Raw genomic sequence first — 22775 nt, 5'->3', positions numbered from 1 at the left:
GGCGCTTGCTCATCCGCCGCGGGCTCGCAGCGTCGGTCCAGGTTAGCCCGCGGGTCGCGACGACGCCGTCGGGCTCAGCGGATACGGCCGACCAGGTCGTCGCGCGTCAGGGTGTCGGCCGCGGCGAGCACCTCCCGCGCGGCATCCCGGGCGTCTTCGACGTTCCACAGCAGCACGCCCACCACGCGACCGTCGTCGAGGTAGAACACGACGCCGCGCTCGCCGTCGATCCAGTCTTCGACGGTCTCGAGCGACGAGTCGAGCGTTCCGACGGCTTCGTAACGGATGCCGAAGACCGCCGAGTAGTAGTAGGGCGTATGCGTGTACGGTTCGGCGGCCCCCGCGAGGTTGCGGCCGGCGGCCGCACCCTGCTCGTTGGCGTTGTCGACGTGCTCGACGCGACGGCGCCCGAGGAGGCGGTCGGGGTAGCTGGCGACATCCCCCGCGGCGTACACGTCGTCGACGGAGGTCCTCAACTGAGCGTCGACGTGCACGCCGTCGTCGACACGGAGTCCGGCGTCCTCCGCCAGCTCGGTGGCCACGTCGATGCCGAGACCGCTCACGACGGCATCCACGCGCACCTCGTCGCCGTTCTCGAGTTCGAGGCGGGCGCCGTCGGCATCCGCCTCTCCGCCTGAGACGCGGGAACCGGCGACGATCTCGACGCCCGCGTCGCGGAAGAGCTTCTCGAAGCGCTCGGCGAGGGCGGCGGGGAAGACGGCGTCGCCGAGGACGGCACCGGTGTGGATGAGGACGGTGTCGACGCCGTTCTGCACGAGGGCGGCGGCGAGCTCGGAGCCGATGTACCCGCCGCCGACGACGGCGATGCGTTCGACCTCTCCGGCGAGCCCGCGCAGGCGCCGGTAGTCCTCGGCGGTGCGGAAGGTCAGGGCGCGCTCGCCGTTAGACCGGTCGTCGATGGGGAGGGCGACGGGCGTGCCCCCGGTGGCGATGAGGAGCTTCGCGTACGAGAACGTCTCGCCCGCGGCATCCACTTCGTGCGCGTCGGGGCGGATCGCCGTCGCGCGGGTGCGCAACCGGATGTCGGCGCCGGTGTCGCCGGCCGTGCCGAGCGGCACCTTCTCCCAGGTGAACTCGTCGTCCGTCCACAGCTTCTTGCTGAGGGCGGGGCGCGTGTAGGGCTCGTCGACGTCGTCGCTCAGGATGCCGATCGTCCCGTCGGCGTCGATCTCGCGGATGCCGCGGGCGGCAGTGTCGGCGACCATTCCGCCGCCGACGATCAGGTAGTCGAAGTGTGTCGTGGTCATGCGGCCAGCCTCGCCGCCGCACCTGGCCGGATCGGACGGCTTGCAAGGCTGCGCGGCATCCGGTAGCCCCCCGCAAAACCCAGCCCAGTGTCCACGACACGCCGCCCCCGCACCACGCACCCGGCATGTCCTGGACACTCACCCGTCAGGGGATCCCGCGCGGCGCAGGCACCCCGCGCCCCGGGCGGGAGACCGCCCGGGGCGGGGCGGGGCAGGGCCGGGTTGAGTGTCCAAGACACGCCGCCCCCGCACCGCGCACCCGGCGTGTCCTGGACGCTCAACGGGCGGGGTCGGCGCCGGCCGCGTGTCGACGGGGCTGGGTAGGCTCGACCCATGAGCGTCGACCTCGAAAGCCTGTACGCCGACCTGCACGCCCACCCGGAACTGTCGTTCCAGGAGACGCGCACGGCCGGCGTCATCGCGCGGCATCTGAGCGAGTTGGGACTCGAGGTCGAAGAGGGCGTGGGCCGTACGGGCGTGGTCACGCGCATCGACAACGGCGAGGGTCCCGTCGTGTGGCTGCGCGCAGACATGGACGGCCTCCCGGTCGAAGAGCAGACCGGCCTCGCCTACGCCAGTACCGCCCGCGGCACGGATCCCGCCGGAAACGCGGTGCCCGTGATGCACGCGTGCGGTCACGACATGCACGTGACCGCCCTCATCGGCGCGCTCGAGCGCCTCGTCGCGACCCGTGAAGAGTGGTCGGGCACGATCGTGGCGGTGTTCCAGCCCGCCGAAGAGTACGGAGCGGGCTCGCAGGCGATGATCGCCGACGGCGTGCTCGATCGCTACCCGACGCCCGACATCGTGCTCGGCCAGCACGTCACGCCGCTGCCCGCCGGCGTCATCGGCGTTCGGCCGGGCACGCAGATGGCGGCATCCGACGGGCTCACCGTCGTCCTGCACGGCCGGGGCGGCCACGGCTCGCGCCCGCACTCGACGATCGACCCGGTGGTCATGGCTGCGGCGACCGTCATGCGCCTGCAGACGGTCGTGTCACGTGAAGTCGACCCGCGCGACGTCGCCGTGGTCACCGTCGGCTCGATCCACGCGGGGCTGAAGAACAACATCATCCCGGCCGAGGCGAAGCTCGAGCTCAGCCTGCGCTACCCCGACGACGCCGCTCGCCAGCGCGTGATGACGAAGGTCGAGCGCATCATCCGGGCCGAGGCTGCGGCATCCGGAGCCGAGCAGGAGCCCACGATCAGCACCGATCACACCCTGCCGCCGACCATCAACGACGCGGATGCCACGGCTCGCCTGACCACGGCGTTCCGACGCTCGTTCGGCGATGCCTCGGTCGTCGATCCCGGCATGTTCACCGGCAGCGAGGACGTGTCGTGGTTCGCGCGGGAGTCGGGCGCTCCGCTGGTGTTCTGGTTCTGGGGCGGTGTCGACCCCCAGGCGTTCGCGGATGCCATGGCCGGCGGCACGATGGAGCGCGACATCCCGACGAACCACTCGCCGTTCTTCGCACCCGTCATGCAGCCGACCATCGACCGCGGGGTCGAGAACCTCGTCGTGGCCGCGCGGGAGTTCCTCGGCTGATCTCGGCCGCGCACAGCTGACGCACCGAGCCCCGCGGGGCGCCGCGGACGCGTCAGCGGCGCCCGGACGGCGCGCGAGCCTCAGTCCTGCGCGTACGTCGCCAGGCGCATCGTCGCGGTTGCGCTGTGGGCCGCCATGCCCTCGGAGTCGGAGATCGTCTGCACGGCCTCCGCGAGGAATGGCGTCGCCGCGCGGCTGATGCGCTGGTAGGTGAGCGGCTTCACGAAGCGCGACACCGACAGGCCCGCGCTGTGCTTGGCTCCTCCCGCGGTGGGGAGCACGTGGTTCGTGCCCGCCATGCCCTTGTCGGAGTAGGCCACCGTGCTCCAGGTGCCGAGGAAGAGGGAGCCGTAATTGCGCAGGTTGTCGTGGTACCAGCCGTCATCGGTGGTGATGACCTCGAGGTGCTCAGGGGCCAGGTCGTCCATGAGGGCCACGGCGACATCGCGGTCGGCAGCGACCGTCACCGTGCCGTAGTCGCGCCACGCTGGCCCGGCGATCGGCTCCGTGGCGAGCGTTTCGAGCTGGCGTTCGACCGCCGACATGACAGCCCGACCGTGTTCGTCCGACGTGGTCACGAGTGCTGCGGGCGAGTTCGGGCCGTGCTCGGCCTGACCGAGCAGATCGGCCGCCACGATCTCGGGGTCGGCGCTGTCGTCCGAGAGGACGGCCACCTCGGACGGGCCGGCGAGGAGGTCGATGGCGACCGTCCCGAAGAGCTGGCGCTTGGCCTCGGCCACGAAGGCGTTGCCCGCACCCACGAGCATGTCGACCGGCAGGTCGCCCAACAGTCCGTAGGCCATCGCCGCGAGCGCCTGTACACCGCCGAGGACGAACACGCGGTCGACACCCGACAGATGCGCCGCGTAGACGACGGCGTCGTTCGCGCCCCCGTCGGGCTGCGGCGGCGTGCAGGCGATGACGGTGGGCACGCCCGCAGCCTTCGCGACCCCGACCGTCATGAACGCACTGGCGGTCAGGGGGAAGCGTCCCGCGGGAAGGTAGGCGCCGACGCGGGAGACGGGCACGTAGCGCACCCCCGTCGTCAGGCCGGGAACGAGCTCGGTCTCGAAGTCGTGGAGGCGGCCCCGCTGCTCGGCGGCGAAAGCCTTCGTCCGCTCCGACCCCAGCTCGATCGCGGCGCGGAGGTCGGGGGCGAGCCGGTCGCCGCTCGAGGCGATCTGCGCGCTCGTCAACTCGATGTCTCCGCCCGCGTACCGGTCGAGGGAGCGTGCGTAGTCGAGCACCGCGTCGAGACCGCGACGTTGGATGTCGCCGAGCATCTTCGACACCGTCTCGATGACGGCCGGATCGCGCTGGGCGGCGGGGGCGTCGACCAGCGGGGTCTTGAGGTGGTGGAAGGAACCGTCGAGGCGCTCGAGGAGCGCGGGCGTGAACTGCATACCGGAACGCTAGAAGATCGCGACACACCCCACAAGAACGATGGATACGATGGAAACCACAGGGTTTACCATTGACTCGTGACGATCACCCAGCTTCGTGCCTTCCTGGCCGCGCTCGAGAAGGGGTCGTTCACCGCCGCGGCCGTCGACCTCGATTCGACGCAGGCATCCGTCTCGGAGTTGGTGGCGCGCCTGGAGCGCGAGCTCGGGGTCGCGCTCTTCCAGCGCGGGGGCCGCCGTCTCGTGGCGACCGAGTCGGCTGTCGCGCTGCGCGCGCACGCCGAGCGAGCGGTGGCCGCGATCCACAACGGCATCGAGACCATGCGCGCGCTCACCGCGCTGGAAGCCGGCACCTGCACGTTCGGGGTGCTGCGCAACGCCGCCTACTACGACCTTTCGGAGCTGCTGCAGCGCTTCCACGAACGGCATCCCGGTGTGCGCGTGCGTCTCGTCGGAATCAACTCCGCCCTCGTCGCCCGCTCGATCGCCGCGGGAGAGGTCGAGGCCGGACTGCTCGTCCTGCCCGTAGACGAGACCGGCCTGTCGATCACTCCCCTCTTCCGCGACGAGGTGGTCTTCGCGTCCGCGCGCGCCGACGCCCCGACGGCGCCCGTCGATCTCGCCGAGGTCGCGGGGGCGAAGCTCGTGCTCTACGACGCTTACGCGGGCTGGGACGACCCCACGCGCCGCCAACTGCGCGAGAGGGCGCGCGCGCAGGGGCACTCCGTCGAACCGGCGATCGAGGTCGAGAACGTCGAGACGGCGCTGGGCCTGGTGGCATCCGGAACCGCGGACACGATCGTGTCGCGGTCGATCGCCGAGTCGCCGACCTTCCCGGCGCAGATCAAGGTCGTCCCGTTCGCGGAACCGCTGTACGACACGATCGCCCTCGCCCGCCGGGAGGGCGCCGACCTCTCCCCCGCGGCGCGGCGCCTGGCCGACATGGCGCAGCAGATGCTGCGAGCGCGGATGACCCGGCATCCGGGACGCGTCGCCCCCCAATGAGCCACGCACCCCGGAGGGTCAGGTATAGAGGTCGGGACGACGGTCGCCGAACAGATCGTTGTACGGGGGAAGGGACTTGTCGCGAGGGTGCCGCAGCCGAAGTGTCGCCACGACCAGACCCGTCCCCTCGGGGGCCGCAGCGGCGACCCACCCGTCGTCGTCGATGATCGCCGTGCCCCCGGTCCACGCGACGCCGCGCTCGGATCCGTGACGGTCGGCGATCACCGTGGCGAGGCGGGACGACCGGGCCGCGGCCATCGCCTGGATCGTCTCCGGTGCCCGCTCCCCGGCCGGTCGGTCCACGAGCGGCCAGTTGACGGGCAGGGCCAGCACCTCAGCGCCGGCGAGCGCGAGACGGCGGGGCACCTCGGGGAACTCGTTGTCGTAGCAGACCGCGACTCCCAGGCGACCCACGGGGGTGTCGAAGATCGCCCCGGCCGCATCACCGGGCGCGAAGAAGCGGGCCTCCTCGCCCCACAGGTGCGACTTGCGGTAGTCACCGAGGCGGGCGGAGCGCGAGAGCACCGCGGCGCTGTTGTAGACGCGATCCCCCGCGTCCTCCGCATAACCGATGACGGCGACGACCCCCTCCGGAAGATCGGCGCTGATCGCCCCCCACCGCGGATCGTCGCGCCGGAGCGCCGCTCCGCGGGCCTCCGCCTCGTCGGCGAAGACATAACCGCTGGTGGCGAGCTCGGGCGTCACGACGAGCTGCGCCCCGGCGGCCACGGCTTCGGCGACCGCGGCCCGCAGCGCATCGATGTTCGCCGCGACCTCCCCGACGGCGATGCGGGGGGAGGTCGCGGCGACCGTGAGCTCCCGCTCGCCGATCAGTCGTCCTCCGTCGCCGTCACCATCACGCCCACGGGAGCGAGGTAGCCGTTGGGGTCGAGCATCCAGTCGGCGTCGCGGGCGGCGTCGACGACCTCGGGCGCCCACTCCAGATAGACGCGGTCGTCGCCGGAGTTGATGACGAGCAGCTCGCCTGCGCCCGCCTCTCCGCCGTCGATGCAGCGGAACGCGCGCCACGCGCCGGCCGGCACCGAGAACGAGTCCGACGGGTCGAGTTCGACCGTGGTGGAAGGGTCGCCGTTCAGGGTGACCGCCCACCGGCCGCTCTTGACCAGCACCGCCTGGTTCTTGTCGTGTCGGTGACGGAGCAGTCCCTCGTCGGCCGCGGCGCGCACCCACGCCATGTTGAACGAGTGCGGCTCGTGGATGCGGGGGACCTGACGACGGTCCTCGGTCATGCCGTAACCGATCGCGAGGCTCAGCTCGGCGGCACCGCCGGGCAGGCTCGCACACAGCAGGGCGTTGTCACTGTAGACGCGGTCACCCGGCTGGATCACGCGCTCGCGCATCTGGCCGACGGTGAAGGGTGTGAGCCCGTCGATGTAGCGCTGCTGGATGGGCTTGATCAGCGCGACGTCCGTCGGCAGCTCGTCACCGGCGACCGTGTCGATCAGCTGGTTGTCGGCCGTGAGGTGAAGACCGTACGACTCCGCCTCCTTCAGCACCGATGGCCCCCAGATGATGCCCCCGGTCACATCGCGTCCGAGGACGGTCCACAGGATGCCGTCGTCGGGACCCTCGTTGGTGAAGCCGCGGAAGATCCATGTCGGGATCGAGATGATGTCTCCGTCGGTGCTGACGTACTCGCCCTGCTTGCCGTCGATCCCCCAGCGCAGGCGGAACTCGCCTCCCAGGTTGACGAAGACCTCGGCGGTGAAGTGGAGGTGCAGGTTGTTCGAGATCCCGTTCGGCATGCCGGCGGCGCCGGTGTTGAAGCCGTGCTCCTCGGTCAGGTTGATGACCTGGCCGGCGTTCTGCGAGACCCCTCCGCCGATGAAGGCGTAGTTCTGCTTCCGGTCGGAGCCGGGGGTGCGGCAGTCGATGAAAGCGGCGTTGTGCGGCGCCCAGTCGCTCTTGCGGATGGTGCGCCGTTCGATCTCGGCCCCGTCGACGACGGCGTCGTGGCTCAGGTGGTCCGTGCTCATTTTTCTCTTCCTTCGTTGGATCAGTAGATGTTTCCCAGGACGACGGGCTCGTCGCCCCGCATTCCGGCGATCTGCGCGCGCAGCGCGATGTCGTCCCACAGCCGCACCTCTTTGACGAGGGAGCCCTGGTGGAAGGTGAACTGCGAGATGCCCAGCACGTCGACCGGCCGGCCCGTCAGCGGGCCGTAGTTCGCGACGCCGTTGTAGTCGCCGACGAACTTCCACGTCACCGCCACCCGCAGGCCCGCGTAGCGCACGTCGTAGTTGGTCTGGATGTCGCGGATCTGGAAACGTCCCGACGGGAACGACTCCAGGAACCGGAGCAGGGCACGGCGATAGCCCTCGGGGCGGATGACGAGGCGGTTGCCCACCGTGAGCAGGACGAGGTCGCGGTGGAAGTAGCGCTCGACCTTCTGCAGGTCGCGGTCGTTCCACACCGTCTCGATCATCTCGACGACCCGCTCCACCTCGGAGCGGTACTCGTCGGGGCGGGGGCCCGAGTCGCCCACGGCGATGGGGTCGGCCGGTGCCGGTTCGGTCCACGTGCCGGTGTAGCCGCGGAACGCCTGAGCCCGCGCCAGTTCGTCGAGGTCGCTCTGCAGCACGAGTGCCCCGGCGAGGGTGTCGCGCACCACCCACTCCTCGACCATGCGACCCCGACGGTAGAGGCAGTTGGCGATGGTGCGGCTGTATTCGGATGACTGCAGGTGCCCCGAGAGCACGAGGTGCGAGCTGAGGAAGGCGTCGTCACCGCGGGCCTCCCAGATGACGTCCTCGGCCTGCCCGGTGCGGTCGGGGGTCGCGGAGATGCGCATCAGCGTGCCCTCGATGACCTCGTCGCGGGTCGTCGAGGTTCCGTACGCGCCGTGGACGATCGAGTCGGGCTCGTAGTTGTCCCTGATGAAGCTGATCGACCGATCCACCCAGATCAGATCCGTCACCTCGCGGATGAAGTCGTCGGGATCCGCATACGGCTGGTAGGCGACCGGGTCGAGAGGCACTCTGGGCTCCTTCGGGTTGCGGCGTCGCGAGGGACGCGCGGGGCGATGTCGGCAGTGTATGCGTATGCACAACACGGATGCAAGCATCGCTCGCGATGGAGAGAGCCCGGCTGTGGGCTCAGTGGCCGTTCGGTGCGCTCAACGTCCGCCGCTCGACGAACGTCGTCGCGAACTCGACGTGTGCGAACTCCTCCGGGCGCTCCTCGATGCGCTGGACCATGAGCCGACCCGCCTCGCGGGCCATCTGGACGTAGTCGTACGCGATCGTGGACAGCTCCAGGATGGGCCAGGACGCCGGGGGCAGATCGTCGAATCCGATGATCGAGATGTCGCCGGGCACCGTCGCACCGGCCCGACGAGCCGCGTTCAGCGCGCCGTACGCCATGACGTCGTTGCCGCAGAAGATGAGGGTCGGCGGATCGGGCAGGGCCAGCAGTTCGGCGGTCGCGGAGTCCCCGGCCGCCGTGTCGAACGGGCCGTGGCGCACGACTCCGGCCTCCAGCGGGATGCCCTTCGCGGCCAGCGCCGCACGCAGCGCCACCTCCCTCGAACGTCCCGTGCTGGTGTTCTGCGGGCCGAGCACGGCCCCGATGCGTCGATGGCCGAGTGCCAGCGCGCGGTCGACGGCGACCTCGAACCCCCGTCCGGGAGCGACGACCGTGGCATCCGCGTCGACCAGCGCCGCCGTGCGGTTGAAATACACGAACGGCAGCCCTCGGTCGCGCAGCCGAAGGGGCACGACCGACTCCACGGTCGTGGTGGCCAGGATGACGCCGTCCAGGCCATTGGCGATGAGGCGCTCGGCGACAGACTCGTCGGCCGTCTCGGTATGGAGCACCAATTGGTACCCGCAGGACTCGAGCTCACGATGCAGGGGCGCGATGATGTGGGCGTAGAACTGGTTCTCGAGGTCGGTCACAAGCAGACCGATACGTCGTGTGCGCCCGGACGACAAGGCCCGCCCCGCCTCGCTCGGGACGTAGCCGAGCAGCATCGCCGCGTCGCGGACGCGCTTCTTCGTCTCCTCCGACACGCGAGGATCGTCGCGGAGGGCGCGCGACACGGTGGGCTGGGAGACGCCGGCCAGTCGAGCGACGTCTCTGCTCGTGACGGCCATGGACCCCCCTGGCGATCGGGTGCTGAGGGTCGAAGTCTAGCGAAAGGTTGACCTCGTGTGCATACGCAGTCATGATGAGAGCATACGTATGCAAACGAAGGAAGCGATGATGCCCCTGTACCTGAAGAAGGCTCCCACCAAGTCGTTCACCGACACCGCGCAGAGCGACGTCGCGGCGACCGTCGGCACGATCATCGGTGACATCCGCGAACACGGCGACGATGCCGTCCGCCGATACGCATCGACGTTCGACCGGTGGGAGGGGCCGTTCCGGCTCGACGACGCCGATGTCGACCGGATCATGGCAACACTCGAACCCCAGGTCATCGATGACATCCGCTTCGTCCAGGATCAGGTCCGCCGCTTCGCTCAGGCGCAACGGGACTCCCTCACCGACATCGAGGTCGAGACGCTGCCGGGGGTTCACCTCGGGCAGAAGCACGTCCCCGTCCGCGCCGCCGGCGCGTACATCCCCGGCGGGAAGTACCCGCTGACGGCCTCCGCGCACATGACGATCATCACGGCGAAGGTCGCCGGTGTTCCCCGCGTCGTCGCGTGCACCCCGCCGATCCGCGGCGAGATCCCCGCGGCCACCGTCGCGGCGATGAAGCTTGCCGGGGCCGACGAGATCTACATCCTCGGCGGCGTGCAGGCGATCACCGCGATGGCCGTCGGAACCGAGACCATCGCCCCCGTCAACATGATCGCCGGCCCCGGCAACGCGTACGTCGCCGAAGCGAAGCGTCAGCTGTTCGGCGAGGTGGGCATCGACCTGTTCGCCGGCCCCACGGAGATCCTGATCGTCGCCGATGACGACGCCGACCCGTTCCTCACCGCGGTCGACCTGCTGTCGCAGGCGGAGCACGGACCCGAGTCGCCGGCCGTGCTCATCACGACCTCGCGGGCGCTCGGCGAGCGGGTGATGGAACTGGTCGAAGAGATCCTTCCCGGCATGTCGACCCGGGACTACGCCGAGCCCGCGTGGCGCGACTGGGGACAGGTGATCGTGGTCGACGACCTCGACGAGGCCTACGCCCTCGCCGACTCGTTCGCCTTCGAGCACGTGCAGATCTTCACGAACGAACCCCGCGCCGCGCTCGAGAAGATGCACGACTACGGCGCCCTCTTCCTCGGCGAGAACACGTGCGTGTCGTACGGCGACAAGGTCATCGGCACCAACCACGTGCTGCCGACCCTCGGCGCCGCGCGCTACACGGGGGGCCTGTGGGTGGGCAAGTACCTGCGCACCATCACGTACCAGGAGATCACCGACCCCGCCTCGTCGGCGATGCTCGGCGAGGTCTGCGGCCGCGCTGCGCGCGTGGAGCTGTTCGAGGGACACGCGCGTTCGGGCGACGCACGCGCATGGCGTCACGGCGGCGCGACGTTCCCCTGGATCGAGGAGAGCCGGGCGGGCGCACGATGACGGAGCTCCGCGGGCGGACGGCGCTGGTCACCGGCGGTGGGAGCGGTCTGGGGGCGGCCATCGCCCGCGCGCTGTCGCGTGCCGGCGCCGATCTCGTCGTCGTCGGTCGTGATGCGCGCAAGCTCGATGCGGTCGCGGCCGAGCTGCCCGACTCCGCCCGCGCGTTCGTCTGCGACGTCTCCGACGAGGCGTCGGTCGCGCGCCTGCGCGACGATCTCGCAGACACCGAGATCTCGATCCTGGTCAACAACGCCGGGATCGCCGGGCCCGTCGCCGCTCTCACCGACATCGGCGTCGCCGAATGGGACGAGGTGTTCGCCGTCAACGTGCGCGGGACGTTCCTGCTGTGCCGGGCGTTCCTGCCGGCGATGGTGGAGCGCGGCGGCGGCGACGTGATCAACATCGCCTCCGTCTCGGGCAAACGGCCTCTGGCGCACCGCACCCCCTACACCGCGTCGAAGATGGCGGTCCTGGGCCTGACCTCGACCCTCGCGTTCGAGGTGGGGCCCGCCGGCGTGAACGTCAACACACTGTCGCCGGGGCCCGTCGCCGGGGAACGCATGTCGCGCAACTTCCGGCTCGAGGCGGAACGCTCGGGGAAGAGCATCGAGGATGCCGAGACCGCCTTCGTCTCGCGCGCGGCTCTGGGCCGCATGATCACCGAGGACGAGGTCGGCGCCGCCGTGGTGGCGATGCTGTCGATGCCCGGGATGTGCGGAGCCGACGTCGATCTCTCGGCGGGGATGATCGCGTGAGTGCGTCCCCTCGAGCGCCTCGCCCGGCGTCCCTCCGCGCCCGGGCGGAGGCGGGAGAGCGTCTCATCGGCGCACTGCTGCGCATGCCGGGCGAGGAGCTCGTCGAGATGCTCGCCGTCTCGGGCTTCGACTTCGTGCTCATCGACGCCGAGCACGGCCCCGCCGACGTCATCGCCCTGCGCCAGCACATCGCCGTGGCGGGCCTGCACGGAGTCCCGGTCATCGTCCGGGTGGGCGAGGACGACCCCGGCATGGTGCTCCGCGTGCTCGATCAGGGTGCGCAGGGCGTGCTGGTCCCCCACGTCGACGATGCCGAGGCAGCGGCCGCGGTGGTCGCCGCGGCGCACTACCCGCCCCTCGGTACCCGCGGCTTCGCCACCTACAGCCGCGCCGGGTTCTTCGGCGAGACGCCTCCCGACCAGCACCGCGACTGGTACCGGGAGAACACCCTCGTACTCGCGATGATCGAGTCACCGACGGGCGTTTCAGCGGCCCACGGGATCGCGAGCACCCCGGGCCTCGACGGGATCATGATCGGACCGGCCGACCTCGCCGCCTCGTCCGGAGCCGCCGACCTCCCCGTCGCCGAGGCCACCGCGATCGTCAATCGGGCGGTGGCTGCGACGGGCAAGATGCGCATGGACATCGTGGGGACCGCCGCCGCCGCCTCCGCCGCCTTCGACGACGGCGCACGGCTCGTGGTCTACAACCTCGCGTCGTCCCTCATGACGCACCTGCGCGGCCTGCGGGCCGCCGGCGACTGAGCCCGCCCGCGACGCCACTTCGCGCCGCCGGCCGCTGCACCCGTGCGCGGTCCGAGACGGTGCCTGCGCGCCCGCGGCGGCGCCCGCACGCGGCGCCGCCGGGGTGCGGCCGCGGAGGCGAGCGTCGTCCGCTCACGACGCACCGGCGCGGCCCGCGCGCGACCGGGGACCGAGCGTCTCGGCATCCACACCGGCGCGCCAGTCGCGCACGAGGGCGCCGAACTCGACGGGGCGCTCGAGCGGCACGAGGTGGCCCGCGTCGAGCTGCTCGCGCCGCGACCCCGCGAGCGCCCTCGCGATCTCGTCGTGGAAGCCCGGCGGACACAGCGCGTCCTCCCGGCCGGCGATCACGAGCGACGGTACGTGAACCGCGCGGAGCCCCGGCAACAGGTCGACGCGCGTCGCCTGCAGGTGCAGTTGCGCCGCCAGCACGGCATCCGGGGTCTGCTCCGCCATGCGCAGCGTGCGCTCGACCAGATCGGGCCGGGTCGCGCGCACACGTTCCGAAAGGAGCGCGGGCAGGATGCCGGACTGAAGATCGGCCGGCGTCTCGCCCGCCGACAGACGATCGAGCCAGCCCGCCCATCCCACCCGTTGCGCCGGCGTGGGGGCCTTCGCATTCGTCGCCGTGACGCAGAGGCCGAGCACCCGCTCCGGCGCGCGCACGGTCACCGCCATCGCCACGATCGCGCCGAGCGACAGACCGCCGATCACGAAGGTGCGCGGCAGGTCCCGCAGCAGTCGATCGACCTGGGCATCGAGAGCGTCCGCATCCACCGCAGGGGTGAGCGCGTCGTCGAGCCCGCATCCCGTCCACAGATCGGGCGTGCAGTTCATCCCCGCCAACAGGACGAGCGGCACGGCGGGCACGCTCACCCCTTGACGGCGCCGTCGCTCAGACCGGCTACGAGATACTTCTGGGCGATGAAGGCGATGACCACGACCGGGATCGTGAGGAGCATCGACGCCGCCCCCGCCTGCTGGAGCATCGGCAGCGTCTGGCCCAGCTGGGTCGCGATGAACACCGGCACGGTCTTCGACGACGTGTCGGTGAGGACCAGCGCGGTGAGGTACTCCTGGAACGCGAACAGGAAGACGAAGATGCCGGCGGTGAGGATGCCGGGTCCCATGAGCGGGATCATGACGCGCCGCAGCATGCCGATGCGCGTGCAGCCGTCGATCATGGCCGCCTCGTCGAGCTCGCGGGGGATCTCGGCGAAGAAGTTGCGCAGCAGCCAGATCGTGAACGGTTGATTGATCGCCACGAGCGCGATGGCAAGGGCGAACTGGGTGTCGTAGATGCCGAGCGCGCGGCTGATGTCGTACATCGGCAGCACCACGGCGAATCGCGGCAGGGCACGGAAGATGAGGGCGAGCACGAGCAGGAGCGCCGAGATGTAGCTCGGGAAGCGCGAGAGCGCGTAGGCGGCGGGGATGCCGATGATGAGAGCGAGCAACGTGGAGATGACCGCGACGGCCAGCGTGTTGATCAGGTAGTCGGAGAAGTACGTCGTCTCCCACAGGTCGACGAAAGCCTTCAACGTCGGCTCGTAGCCCGAGAGGACCGGCGGGTTGGCGAAGGCGACGTCCGTCGGCTTCGTCACCGACAGCATCATCCAGACGAACGGGCTCAGCATGAGGAAGCACAGGATGCCGAGGAGCAAGCCCGTCACGCTCACGATGCGCCGCCGCGGTCGAGGTCGGCGACTCTTGCCCTCGATGTCGCCGGTGGTGATGGCGCGAGTGGACAGCGCCTCGCTGCTGAGGGTCATCGGGCGGCCTTCGCTTCCTTGAAGATGCCCCGGATGAAGGGGATGAGCATGACCAGGATGAGCAGGATGGTCAGGACGTTGATGGCGCTGCCGAGGCCGAGCTCCTGCGCGCCGTTGGCGAAGGCGACGGCATAGACGTACAACATGATCGACTCGTTGCCGATCGTCTCCGCCTGTGGCGACAGGGGGATGAGGGCGTCGAAGATGCGCAGCACGTCCATGATCGTGATGAGGCAGACGAAGCCCAGCACCCCGCGGATGGTGGGGATGATGACGCTCAGATGCGTCTGGAAGGCGTTGGCGCCGTCGATGCGGGCGGCTTCGCGCAGCTCGACGGGGACGCCCTGAAGGCCGGCGAGGATAATGAGCATCGCGAAGGGCAGCATCTGCCAGACGGTGTTGAGGATGACCAGCAGGGCGTTCGGCACCTGATCGGTGAACCAGAGCACCTGGGTCCCGCCGAGGAGCCCGATCAGTCTGTTGACCACGCCGCCGAAGTTGTCGTCGAACAGCCACGAGAATGCGACCGCTCCGACGAGGTTGGGGAGCACGTACGACACCAGCATGATGCCGAGCACCAGCGGCCGAGACAGCCGCAGAGTGTTGACCGCGATGGCGATCAGGTAACCGAAGACGAGCAGGATGGCCGTGGTGACGAGCGTCACGACCACGGTGAACACCACCGCCCGATGGAAGCGGGGGTCGCTCAGGGCGTCGGTGAAGTTCGCCAGCCCGACGAAGGTGCCCGGAACGCCGTACCGCACGTTCTCGAGGCTCCACTGCACGGTGCGCAGGAGGGGGAACACCAGAAGGGCGCTCATGATGGCCAGGCTGGGGGCGAACAACACCCAGAATTCACGTGCTTTCACGAAACGTCTCCTCTCGGTGCATCCCGACCCGGTCGTCGTCGACCGGGTCGGGACTCACTACGTCACCATTGGTGGGAGGTGATCGCGGGGGTCAGCCCGCGATCTTCTCCCCCGCTGCCTGCATCTGCGTGGCCGCCTCGTCGACCGACAGCCCACCGGCGAGGAACTGCGCGACGATCGGCGTGATCTCATTGCTGATCGGCGCGAGGACGGGCGAGACCACCGGCGGCATCGCACCCGCGATGGAGTCGTTGGCCGCCTGACCGTAGGGCGAGTTCTCGGCGGTGACCATTCCCTCGCGGGCGGGGTAGGCCGCCGGGACCGACGCCGTCGACGCGTCTTCGCTGACAGCCGAGGCCATCATCTCGAACAGCATCTTGTGATCCAGCTTGGTGTTGAACGGGATCGACCATCCGTCGATGGACAACCGGTCGTACAGGTACGGCGCCGACGACGAGACCTTCGGCGGTGCCGCGAAGCCGAAGTTCTCGGACAGCTTGCTGTTCTCCGCGTTCGTCAGGTCGCTCATGCGGCCGGAGAACATGATCGACATGGCCGCGGTGTCGTTGTACATCTGCTGCTGCACCTTGGGCTGGTCGAAGGTGGTCACCTGCGGGTCCATGTACGGCTGCAGGCTCTGCATGGCCTGCAACGCCTCCTTCGCCTCCGGGGTGTCGAGCGTCACTTCTCCGTCGGCGGTGACGAAGTCGGCGCCCAGCGAGTTCATGACCGCTTGGAAGCTCGTCGCGACGTCGGCGGTGGCCAGCCACGGGAGGGCGATCGGGTACTGCATCTTGCCCGACGCCTTGATCGCCTCGGCGGCGGCGATCATGTCGTCGAACGTCTGCGGCACCTCGAGCCCCAGCTCATCGAACACGTCGGTGCGGTACGCCATGACGAACATCTGCGCCTGCATCGGCAGCGCGTAGAGCTTGCCGTCGTACGACATGCCCTGGCGCATCGACTCGCTGATGGCGTTCAGGTCGTACTTGTCGGCGTACTCGGCGAACAGGTCGTCGAGGGGGACGAGCTTGTCGTCGACGGCGAGGCTCGGGATGACGAAGCCGTACGTCTCGACGATGTCGTAGCTGCCCGTCTCGCCCGAGAGGGTCGCAGTCGTCTTGGTCACCTGGCCGCCGAAGTCGATCGGGTCGTGCTTGACCGTGACGTCGTCCTTCGTGCAGCTGGAGACCATCGTGTCGGTGAACGGATCGATGGCGGAGGAGTTGTAGGCGAGCACGTTGACCGTGGTCGCGGATTCGGGTGCTGTGTAGTCGCAGGCGACCTCGGTGGCATTCTCGTTTCCCGTGCGGCTACCCGCGCCGCATCCCGAGAGGGCGAGTGCACCCAGGGCCGCCATGGCGACAAAGGTGATAGCGCGCTTCCTTGTGGATGACATGGCCAAACCGTATACGTATGCACAGCGTTTAGGGAAGCCTAAGTGCGCAAGTGTTCTGGTAACGATCTTGTTTCGTGAATACGTATAATCAATTCCGCCCGGACCGCCGCGGGCGAGATGCCGCGCGGGAGAGCGGACAGCGACGGCATCCTGCACCCCTCCCGCCGGCGGCCACCCGCGTGGAGCGGCCCGTCGGGCTCCCCGCACGACCCGGAAGGCGGCGCCGGCGGCGCGTTTTCTGCCCGGAGGCACATCGACAGCGCGTCCCGCGGACCGCGTCGGAACGGCGATCGCCCACGATGGTTGCAGCGCGGGATTTGTGAGCGATAACATCTCACCGACCCGGTCCGCCGATGGAGGCGAAGATGCGAAGACTGCTGCACGGATCCGCGGTCGCGGGCTCGCTCCTCGTTCTGGCCGGTCTTCTCGTCGCACCGCCCGCGGTGGCGGAGATCGCGGACGCGCCCGCCGGGTTCGACGTCGTCACGCGCGACGTCCAGCCGCGCACGGCACGCGTGACGATCGCGCTGGTCGCTCCCCCGGGGACGCAACCGAACTTCTCCCGCGACGACGCGGTGGCCTCGGCGAACGCCGCTGCCGAGTTCCTCTCGCGCGAGACCGACGGCGCACTGACGGTCGAGATCGAGCAGGTCACCGAGTGGATGGCGGCGCCGAACGACGCACCGTGCTCGTGGGAGAGCGTCTGGCAGGACTTCGCCGCGCAGCAACTCGGCTGGGAGCGCGGCAACGGCCGTCACCTGACGGTGATGGTGCCGTACGGCGACCCGTGCCCGGGCTGGGCCAACGGTGAGCAGGGCTGGTCGGTGGATGCCGGTGGCCGCACGTTCCAGCCCGGTCCCGACGCGTCGACACTGGCGCACGAGTGGGGCCACAACATGTCGCAGGCCCACGCCTTCTCGACGGCGTGCACGGACACCTGGGACTTCCGTGCGGTGGATGGCCGCACCCCCGCAGACTGCGACCGCCAGGAGTACGGCAACCGACTCGACAACATGGGCGGCAGCTGGACCCTCACGCCGTTCTCGAGCCCGTCGCTCGATCGCCTCGGCCTGCTGCCGACCCGGCTCGTCCCGCGGTGCGACACGACCGCGACCGCCACCGTCGCCTCGGTCGCGGCCGGTGCACGCGATCGTGGTGCGATCTCATGGGAGAGCGCGGTCGAGCCCGGCGTGCGCTACTGGGTCGATTACCGCGACGGTGGCGCCAGCGCGAAGTACGCCCCCCTGCATGTCAGCGGATGGGCGTTCACGCCGGGGTCGTCCGGACTGCAGATCCTGCGCACCGACCCGGAGGTGCCGTTCGGGGCCACCGTGCTCGAGCGCCCCGGCGACTCCAGCGACTGGGCTCAGCTCGTCCGGGCGGACGAGGCCGTCACCCTCACCGACGGCACGACGGTCTCGTGGTCCCCCGTGGCATCCGGAACCGACCGCGCCGACGTGACCGTCGAGCGCACGTGCGCGCCGGTCACGACGCCGGCCCTCGAGGCCGACGCCGTCGCCTCGACGCGGAAGATCGGCGGGTCGACGCACGTGATCGTCTCCGTCACGAACCGATCCACCGTCGCCGTCGACATGGAGATCGCAACCCTCTACGGGAAGAAGACCTTCACCTCGGTCGCCCCGGGCAAGAAGGTGACGGCCACCATGAACACGCGTCAGTCGGTCCCTCCGGCGGGTGAGGCGACGGTGACGTTGTCGACCCGCGCGGGCGACACGACATCGACACGCAGCATCACCGCCCCGTACGTCTCCCGATAGCCGCAAAACGACGCGGGCCCGTCGCACCCGGCGTGAGGGGCGGTCGGCCGTCACGCGCATCGCGACGGCCGCGGGACCCACGATCGTGTTGACGTGAACACAGCGCGGTCATGAACAGGGCCACGATGAGCCTTGGATAATACGCTGGGCATTCGCGTTTGTTAGCACTAACATGAAGCCGTCGGCACTCACGGAAGGCTCCCGACGAACGCCCCTTCCCTCGAGTCCGACAGTCCCGAGATCGCACCACCGAACTTCTGCAGAGCCGCAGAGAGGAACATCGATGTCCCGAATCCGAAAGACGGTGGCGCTCAGCGCGACCGCGATGATGATCGCCAGCGGATTGGCGGTGATCGCTCCCACAGCCGCCACGGCGGCACCCACGTTGGACTCCTCCAAGGTCCTCGACCTGCGCTTCGACGACTCCCTCACGGATGCCGGTCCCAACAAGATCGCCACCTCGATGCTGCGCGGTCAAGCGGCCTACGTCGACGGCATCCACGACCGTGCACTGAGCCTGCGCGGCACCGACGCGGTCAGCCTCGGCACCAGCGCCGCGCTGCAGCCCGAGAACCTGACCCTCTCGTTCTGGTTCAAGCCCGACGGGTCGATGGGCACCGGCGAGCAGGTGTTCACCTGGAACAAGAGCGTCTACAACTCTGCGGGCTGGTACCTCACCGCCGAGAACGCCAACACCCCTCTCGCCCTCTCGATCGGCCCCGGTGGCGGTCAGCCCTACAAGGTCACGGTGAACGGACCGCGCGACACGTTCTTCCCGGCCGGGCAGTGGACGCACGTCGCCGTCACCTACGACCAGGCCACCAAGGCGGTCACCTTCTACCGCAACGGCGAGCAGCAGGTCTCCTCGGTCGCGTACGCGACGGGCGGCGCCGCCACCGGCGCGCTGACCTCCGACACCACCACGACCAAGTCGATCGGCTTCAACGGCCCGCAGTACAACGGCGCCTACGTCCGTGGTGCGCTCGACGACTACGCCCTCTACAACAGCGTCGCGTCGGCGTCGGATGTCGTCGCCCTGACGAAGGCGAACAACCCGGCCTTCGACCCGGCCGACGTCGCCGGACGCGCGCTCGAGCAGCTGAGCGTTCCCGGTAGCGCCTCCGCGAACTTCGGTCTGACCACGACCGCCTCGAACGGCACCGCGTTCACGTGGGCGTCCTCCGCTCCCGGTGTCATCTCGATCAACGGCGGTCAGGCCACCGTCACGCGCCCCAAGGACGCGGCGGCCACCGTCACACTGACAGCGACCGCGACCTACGCCGGCAGCGCCCCGCGCACCAAGACCTTCACCGTCGAGGTGGCACCCCAGGGCGCGTCCACGTCGATCTACGTCGACGACACAGACCTCAACGAGGTGCTGATCAACGACCCCTACCTGCAGAACAGCAACACCAAGATGGTGGACTGGCTGCTCACGCTCGACCCGAAGCGGTTCCTCTACTCGTTCGACCAGCTGGCCGGCATCCCCACCACGGTTCAGCCCTACGGCGGATGGGAGCGCACCACCGGTGCGCGCTTCCAGGGTCACTTCTTCGGTCACTTCATGTCGGCGCTGTCGCAGGCCTACTCGACCGAGACCGACGCCGGCCGCAAGGCACAGCTGCTCGCCAAGCTCACCACCGCGGTCGACGGGCTCGCCGCCGCTCAGGCCGCGTACGCCCAGAAGGACCCCTCCAACGCCGGTTACGTCGCACCGTTCCCCGCGTCGTACCTGCCGCACGGCAGCGACGGTCTGATCGTGCCGTTCTACAACCTGCACAAGGTACTGGCCGGCCTGCTCGACGCGAACCAGTACGCACCCAAGGACGTCGCCGACAAGGCACTGTCCGTCGCCAGCGGCTTCGGCTCCTGGCTCAGCGTCTGGGGCTCCCGTCAGGCCAACCCGAGCGCGCTGCTGAGCACCGAGTACGGCGGCATGAACGAGGCCCTGTACGAGCTGTACAGCATCACCGAGAACGACCAGCACAAGAAGGCCGCCGAGCTCTTCGACGAGGTCTCGCTGTTCCGTCAGCTCGCCGCCAACCAGGACGTCCTGGCCGGCAAGCATGCCAACACCACCGTGCCCAAGCTCATCGGCGCCCTCAAGCGCTACACGGTCTTCACCGACAACCCCACCCTGTACGCGCGTCTGACCGCGACGGAGAAGTCGGACCTCGACATGTACCGTCAGGCCGCCCAGAACTTCTGGCAGATGGTCGTGAACGACCACTCCTACATCGGCGGCGGTAACAGCTACTCGGAGCACTTCCAGGAGCCCGGCACGCTGCACGAGTTCGCCACCAACGGCATCACCAGCGGCTACGGCGAGCAGTCGACCGTCGAGGGCTGCAACGAGTACAACATGCTCAAGCTCACGCACGCGCTGTTCCGTGTGAGCCCCGACGTGAAGTACGCCGACTACTACGAGAACACCTACATCAACACGATCCTCGCCTCGCAGAACCCCGAGACGGGCATGATGACGTACTTCCAGCCGCAGACGGCCGGGTACGCCAAGGTCTTCGGCAAGAAGGAAGACGAGTTCTGGTGCGACCACGGCACGGCCACCGAGAGCTTCACCAAGCTCGGTGACTCGATCTACTTCCGCAAGGGTTCGTCGATCTACGTCAACATGTTCCGCTCGACCGAGTTCACCTCGGTGCAGCACAACCTGAAGCTGACCCAGACCGCCGACGTGCCGAACACCGACACCGTCACCTTCGCGGTCGCAGCGGCCGACGGCGGTGCGCTGGCCGCGGGGACCACCCTGCGCCTGCGGGTCCCGTCGTGGTCGCCGAACCCCAGCCTCACGGTGAACGGCCAGACGCGCGACGTCGCCGCCGCCACCGACAAGGGGTACGTGGTCGTTCCGGTGTCCGCCGGCGACACGATCTCGTACAAGCTCCCCGCCAAGGTGACCGTCGAAGCGGGCACCGAGGACCCGAACTGGGTGGCATTCCGCTACGGCCCCGTCGTGCTCTCGGCTGAACTCAACCGCAGCAACGTCGAGGCGACCTCGCCCGCCGGCATCCTCGTCCGCATGAGCGTCGCCGACAAGTCGGTCACCAACAGCGTGCGCGTCGGCGACGTCGAAGCCTTCAAGAAGGACATCGAGAAGAACCTCGTCCGTCAGGCCAACGCAGCGGACAACAACGGTCGCACCGTCATGAAGTTCAAGCTGCAGAACGTCGATGCCGCCTCCTCGGCACTGACCTTCGAGCCGTACTACAGCATGTACAACGCCCGATACGCGCTGTACATGAACCTCATCCAGCCGGATTCCGCCGCCGCGCAGGCGCTCATCAAGAGCGACAAGGAGAAGCTCCGCATCGACGAGATGACGACGGACTCCCTCACCTCGTTCGACAACAACAACAGCGAGGCCGGGAAGAACTACAAGTTCAACCGATCGTCGGTCGGCACCCACCTCGGACAGCAGTACCGCGACGGCGAGCGGTCGCCCGAGGCGTTCTTCCAGTACGACATGGCCGTCGACCCGTCCGCTCCGAAGAACTACCTCGGTGTGCGGTACTTCGGTGGCGACAACGGCCGGACGTTCGACGTCTACATCAACGACGTCAAACTGAAGACCGAGCGCCTCACCAACGCCAACGGGGCGAACTCGTTCTACATCCAGTACGACGAGATCCCCGCCTCGGCACTGGCCGACATCGCCGCGAAGGACCGCTACAAGCGCGACCAGTCCGGCGCCTACGTGCTCGATGAGAAGGGGAACAAGATCCCCATCATCACCGTGCGCTTCCAGGGCACCGGCACCACCAGCAACGTCGGTGGCGTGTTCGGGGTCTACACGACCACGACGACGACGTTCGCGACCGACGCCGACTTGAACGCGCTCACCTTCGACGGCGGCACCATCAGCCCGAAGCTGACCGACGGAACCTACGACTACACCGTCACGGTTTCGCGCGACGCGACGACGGCGACGTTCGACGCCGACCCGGCCACCCCCAGTGGCCTGGTCTACCTCGGTGACATCCTCATCGACGACACGCAGAAGCGCACGGTCACCCTGGCCGCCGACGGCGCGCCGACGACGGTGACGCTGCGCTCGCTGGCGCAGGATCACACGACGGCGAAGACGTACCGCGTGCAGATCGTGCGGGCCGCCGCCGCCCCCGTGATCACGACCGAGCTCTCGGCCGCGACGCGGTGCATCGCGGGCAAGGTGACCCTCACCGCCACGATGAAGAACACCAGCGCCGTGCCGGTGTCGATCGAGCTGACCACCGCGTTCGGCAAGAAGAGCATCGCGAGCCTCGCACCGGGCAAGAGCGTCAGCCAGGCGTTCACGACCCGTCAGGCGCAGATCGCCGCGGGCGAGGTGTCGATCACCGCGGCCGGCCAGGTCGACGGTACGACGGCGACCGCCACGCAGAAGGCGGGGTACGACGCTCGCAGCTGCGGCTGAACCGTCACCGGGCGGCTGATGCGCGATGCACAGCCGCCCGGGGCAACCACCGGGAACGCCCCGGGTCATCCTTTACGGGTGGCCCGGGGCGTTTCGGCGTCGAGGCCGACGAGACCGGACACGCACCCCGGCGGTGCGGGATCTCGGCATCCGGATGCCGTGCACCGGCCCCGGCGCGCGCGGGACCTCCTCCGGGTCACCGGATGCCGTGGTCTTGCGCATCCAGGATCCGCGCGACCGC

The 22775-nt window shown here is 69.3% G+C and carries 17 protein-coding genes; 7 read left to right on the top strand and 10 right to left on the bottom strand.

Going from position 1 to position 22775, the window contains the following annotated elements:
* Nucleotides 1–74 precede the first annotated feature (74 nt).
* Nucleotides 75–1268: an NAD(P)/FAD-dependent oxidoreductase gene (locus ACXKZF_RS00960; RefSeq protein WP_488985110.1), complete on the bottom strand. Its 1194-nt coding sequence runs from the start codon at nt 1266–1268 to the stop codon at nt 75–77.
* Between the two features lie 333 nt (nt 1269–1601).
* Here ACXKZF_RS00960 and ACXKZF_RS00955 point away from each other — a divergent pair, with 333 nt between their 5' ends.
* A complete protein-coding gene (locus tag ACXKZF_RS00955) occupies nt 1602–2816 on the top strand; it encodes an amidohydrolase (protein WP_488985109.1) in 1215 nt (404 codons plus the stop codon).
* Between the two features lie 80 nt (nt 2817–2896).
* Here ACXKZF_RS00955 and hisD (ACXKZF_RS00950) read toward each other — a convergent pair whose 3' ends face one another.
* Complete coding sequence (gene hisD / locus ACXKZF_RS00950) at nt 2897–4219, bottom strand: histidinol dehydrogenase (RefSeq protein ID WP_488985108.1); 1323 nt, start codon at nt 4217–4219, stop codon at nt 2897–2899.
* A 78-nt stretch (nt 4220–4297) separates the two neighbouring features.
* On the opposite strand from hisD (ACXKZF_RS00950), the gene ACXKZF_RS00945 reads away from it, so the two are divergent.
* Nucleotides 4298–5224 (top strand): LysR family transcriptional regulator, encoded by a 927-nt coding sequence (locus ACXKZF_RS00945; protein WP_488985107.1) that lies wholly within the window; start codon nt 4298–4300, stop codon nt 5222–5224.
* Nucleotides 5225–5242: 18 nt separating this feature from the next.
* Here the strand turns inward: ACXKZF_RS00945 and ACXKZF_RS00940 are convergent, their stop codons facing one another.
* The 4 genes from ACXKZF_RS00940 to ACXKZF_RS00925 form a co-directional block, all read right to left on the bottom strand.
* Entirely contained in the window at nt 5243–6163 is a 921-nt protein-coding gene (locus ACXKZF_RS00940; protein ID WP_488985106.1) for a nitrilase-related carbon-nitrogen hydrolase, read from the bottom strand.
* Nucleotides 6055–7221 (bottom strand): cupin domain-containing protein, encoded by a 1167-nt coding sequence (locus tag ACXKZF_RS00935; RefSeq protein WP_488985105.1) that lies wholly within the window; start codon nt 7219–7221, stop codon nt 6055–6057. Before ACXKZF_RS00935 ends, ACXKZF_RS00940 begins: the two co-directional genes overlap by 109 nt.
* Before the next feature lie 20 nt (nt 7222–7241).
* Nucleotides 7242–8222, bottom strand: coding sequence for an ester cyclase (locus ACXKZF_RS00930; RefSeq protein WP_488985104.1), 981 nt, complete (start codon nt 8220–8222; stop codon nt 7242–7244).
* Between the two features lie 118 nt (nt 8223–8340).
* Nucleotides 8341–9339 (bottom strand): LacI family DNA-binding transcriptional regulator, encoded by a 999-nt coding sequence (locus tag ACXKZF_RS00925; RefSeq protein ID WP_488985103.1) that lies wholly within the window; start codon nt 9337–9339, stop codon nt 8341–8343.
* Between the two features lie 109 nt (nt 9340–9448).
* On the opposite strand from ACXKZF_RS00925, the gene hisD (ACXKZF_RS00920) reads away from it, so the two are divergent.
* Genes hisD (ACXKZF_RS00920) through ACXKZF_RS00910 form a run of 3 tightly spaced genes read left to right on the top strand, consistent with a single transcriptional unit; the run spans nt 9449 to nt 12284 of the window.
* The gene (gene hisD / locus ACXKZF_RS00920) at nt 9449–10765 is read left to right on the top strand and encodes a histidinol dehydrogenase (protein WP_488985102.1); all 1317 of its coding nucleotides are present in this window, start codon (nt 9449–9451) and stop codon (nt 10763–10765) included.
* Nucleotides 10762–11520: an SDR family NAD(P)-dependent oxidoreductase gene (locus tag ACXKZF_RS00915; RefSeq protein WP_055959893.1), complete on the top strand. Its 759-nt coding sequence runs from the start codon at nt 10762–10764 to the stop codon at nt 11518–11520. Before hisD (ACXKZF_RS00920) ends, ACXKZF_RS00915 begins: the two co-directional genes overlap by 4 nt.
* Nucleotides 11517–12284, top strand: coding sequence for an HpcH/HpaI aldolase family protein (locus ACXKZF_RS00910; protein WP_055959896.1), 768 nt, complete (start codon nt 11517–11519; stop codon nt 12282–12284). Before ACXKZF_RS00915 ends, ACXKZF_RS00910 begins: the two co-directional genes overlap by 4 nt.
* A gap of 132 nt (nt 12285–12416) precedes the next feature.
* On the opposite strand, the gene ACXKZF_RS00905 is transcribed toward ACXKZF_RS00910, so the two are convergent.
* The 4 genes from ACXKZF_RS00905 to ACXKZF_RS00890 form a co-directional block, all read right to left on the bottom strand.
* Entirely contained in the window at nt 12417–13154 is a 738-nt protein-coding gene (locus tag ACXKZF_RS00905) for an alpha/beta fold hydrolase (RefSeq protein WP_488985101.1), read from the bottom strand.
* Between the two features lie 2 nt (nt 13155–13156).
* The gene (locus tag ACXKZF_RS00900) at nt 13157–14056 is read right to left on the bottom strand and encodes a carbohydrate ABC transporter permease (RefSeq protein ID WP_055959902.1); all 900 of its coding nucleotides are present in this window, start codon (nt 14054–14056) and stop codon (nt 13157–13159) included.
* Entirely contained in the window at nt 14053–14925 is an 873-nt protein-coding gene (locus ACXKZF_RS00895) for a carbohydrate ABC transporter permease (RefSeq protein WP_055959906.1), read from the bottom strand. Before ACXKZF_RS00895 ends, ACXKZF_RS00900 begins: the two co-directional genes overlap by 4 nt.
* A gap of 91 nt (nt 14926–15016) precedes the next feature.
* Nucleotides 15017–16324 (bottom strand): ABC transporter substrate-binding protein, encoded by a 1308-nt coding sequence (locus tag ACXKZF_RS00890; RefSeq protein ID WP_162240831.1) that lies wholly within the window; start codon nt 16322–16324, stop codon nt 15017–15019.
* 365 nt (nt 16325–16689) lie between these two features.
* Between ACXKZF_RS00890 and ACXKZF_RS00885 the strand changes: the two genes are divergently transcribed.
* Nucleotides 16690–18102 (top strand): hypothetical protein, encoded by a 1413-nt coding sequence (locus tag ACXKZF_RS00885; RefSeq protein WP_488985100.1) that lies wholly within the window; start codon nt 16690–16692, stop codon nt 18100–18102.
* A gap of 283 nt (nt 18103–18385) precedes the next feature.
* Complete coding sequence (locus ACXKZF_RS00880; protein WP_488985099.1) at nt 18386–22534, top strand: beta-L-arabinofuranosidase domain-containing protein; 4149 nt, start codon at nt 18386–18388, stop codon at nt 22532–22534.
* The last annotated feature ends 241 nt before the right edge of the window (nt 22535–22775 follow it).

It is taken from the genome of Microbacterium sp. ABR10 (assembly GCF_057812175.1).
Note: the sequence above shows the minus strand (reverse complement) of the source record. Positions and strands in the feature narration are given on the sequence as shown.

Coding starts and splice junctions, on each gene's coding strand:
- ACXKZF_RS00960 (WP_488985110.1), bottom strand. CDS start 1,268: ATGACCACGACACACTTCGACTACCTGATCGTCGGCGGCGGAATGGTC.
- ACXKZF_RS00955 (WP_488985109.1), top strand. CDS start 1,602: ATGAGCGTCGACCTCGAAAGCCTGTACGCCGACCTGCACGCCCACCCG.
- hisD (WP_488985108.1), bottom strand. CDS start 4,219: ATGCAGTTCACGCCCGCGCTCCTCGAGCGCCTCGACGGTTCCTTCCAC.
- ACXKZF_RS00935 (WP_488985105.1), bottom strand. CDS start 7,221: ATGAGCACGGACCACCTGAGCCACGACGCCGTCGTCGACGGGGCCGAG.
- ACXKZF_RS00925 (WP_488985103.1), bottom strand. CDS start 9,339: ATGGCCGTCACGAGCAGAGACGTCGCTCGACTGGCCGGCGTCTCCCAG.
- hisD (WP_488985102.1), top strand. CDS start 9,449: ATGCCCCTGTACCTGAAGAAGGCTCCCACCAAGTCGTTCACCGACACC.
- ACXKZF_RS00915 (WP_055959893.1), top strand. CDS start 10,762: ATGACGGAGCTCCGCGGGCGGACGGCGCTGGTCACCGGCGGTGGGAGC.
- ACXKZF_RS00900 (WP_055959902.1), bottom strand. CDS start 14,056: ATGACCCTCAGCAGCGAGGCGCTGTCCACTCGCGCCATCACCACCGGC.
- ACXKZF_RS00890 (WP_162240831.1), bottom strand. CDS start 16,324: ATGTCATCCACAAGGAAGCGCGCTATCACCTTTGTCGCCATGGCGGCC.
- ACXKZF_RS00885 (WP_488985100.1), top strand. CDS start 16,690: ATGCGAAGACTGCTGCACGGATCCGCGGTCGCGGGCTCGCTCCTCGTT.
- ACXKZF_RS00880 (WP_488985099.1), top strand. CDS start 18,386: ATGTCCCGAATCCGAAAGACGGTGGCGCTCAGCGCGACCGCGATGATG.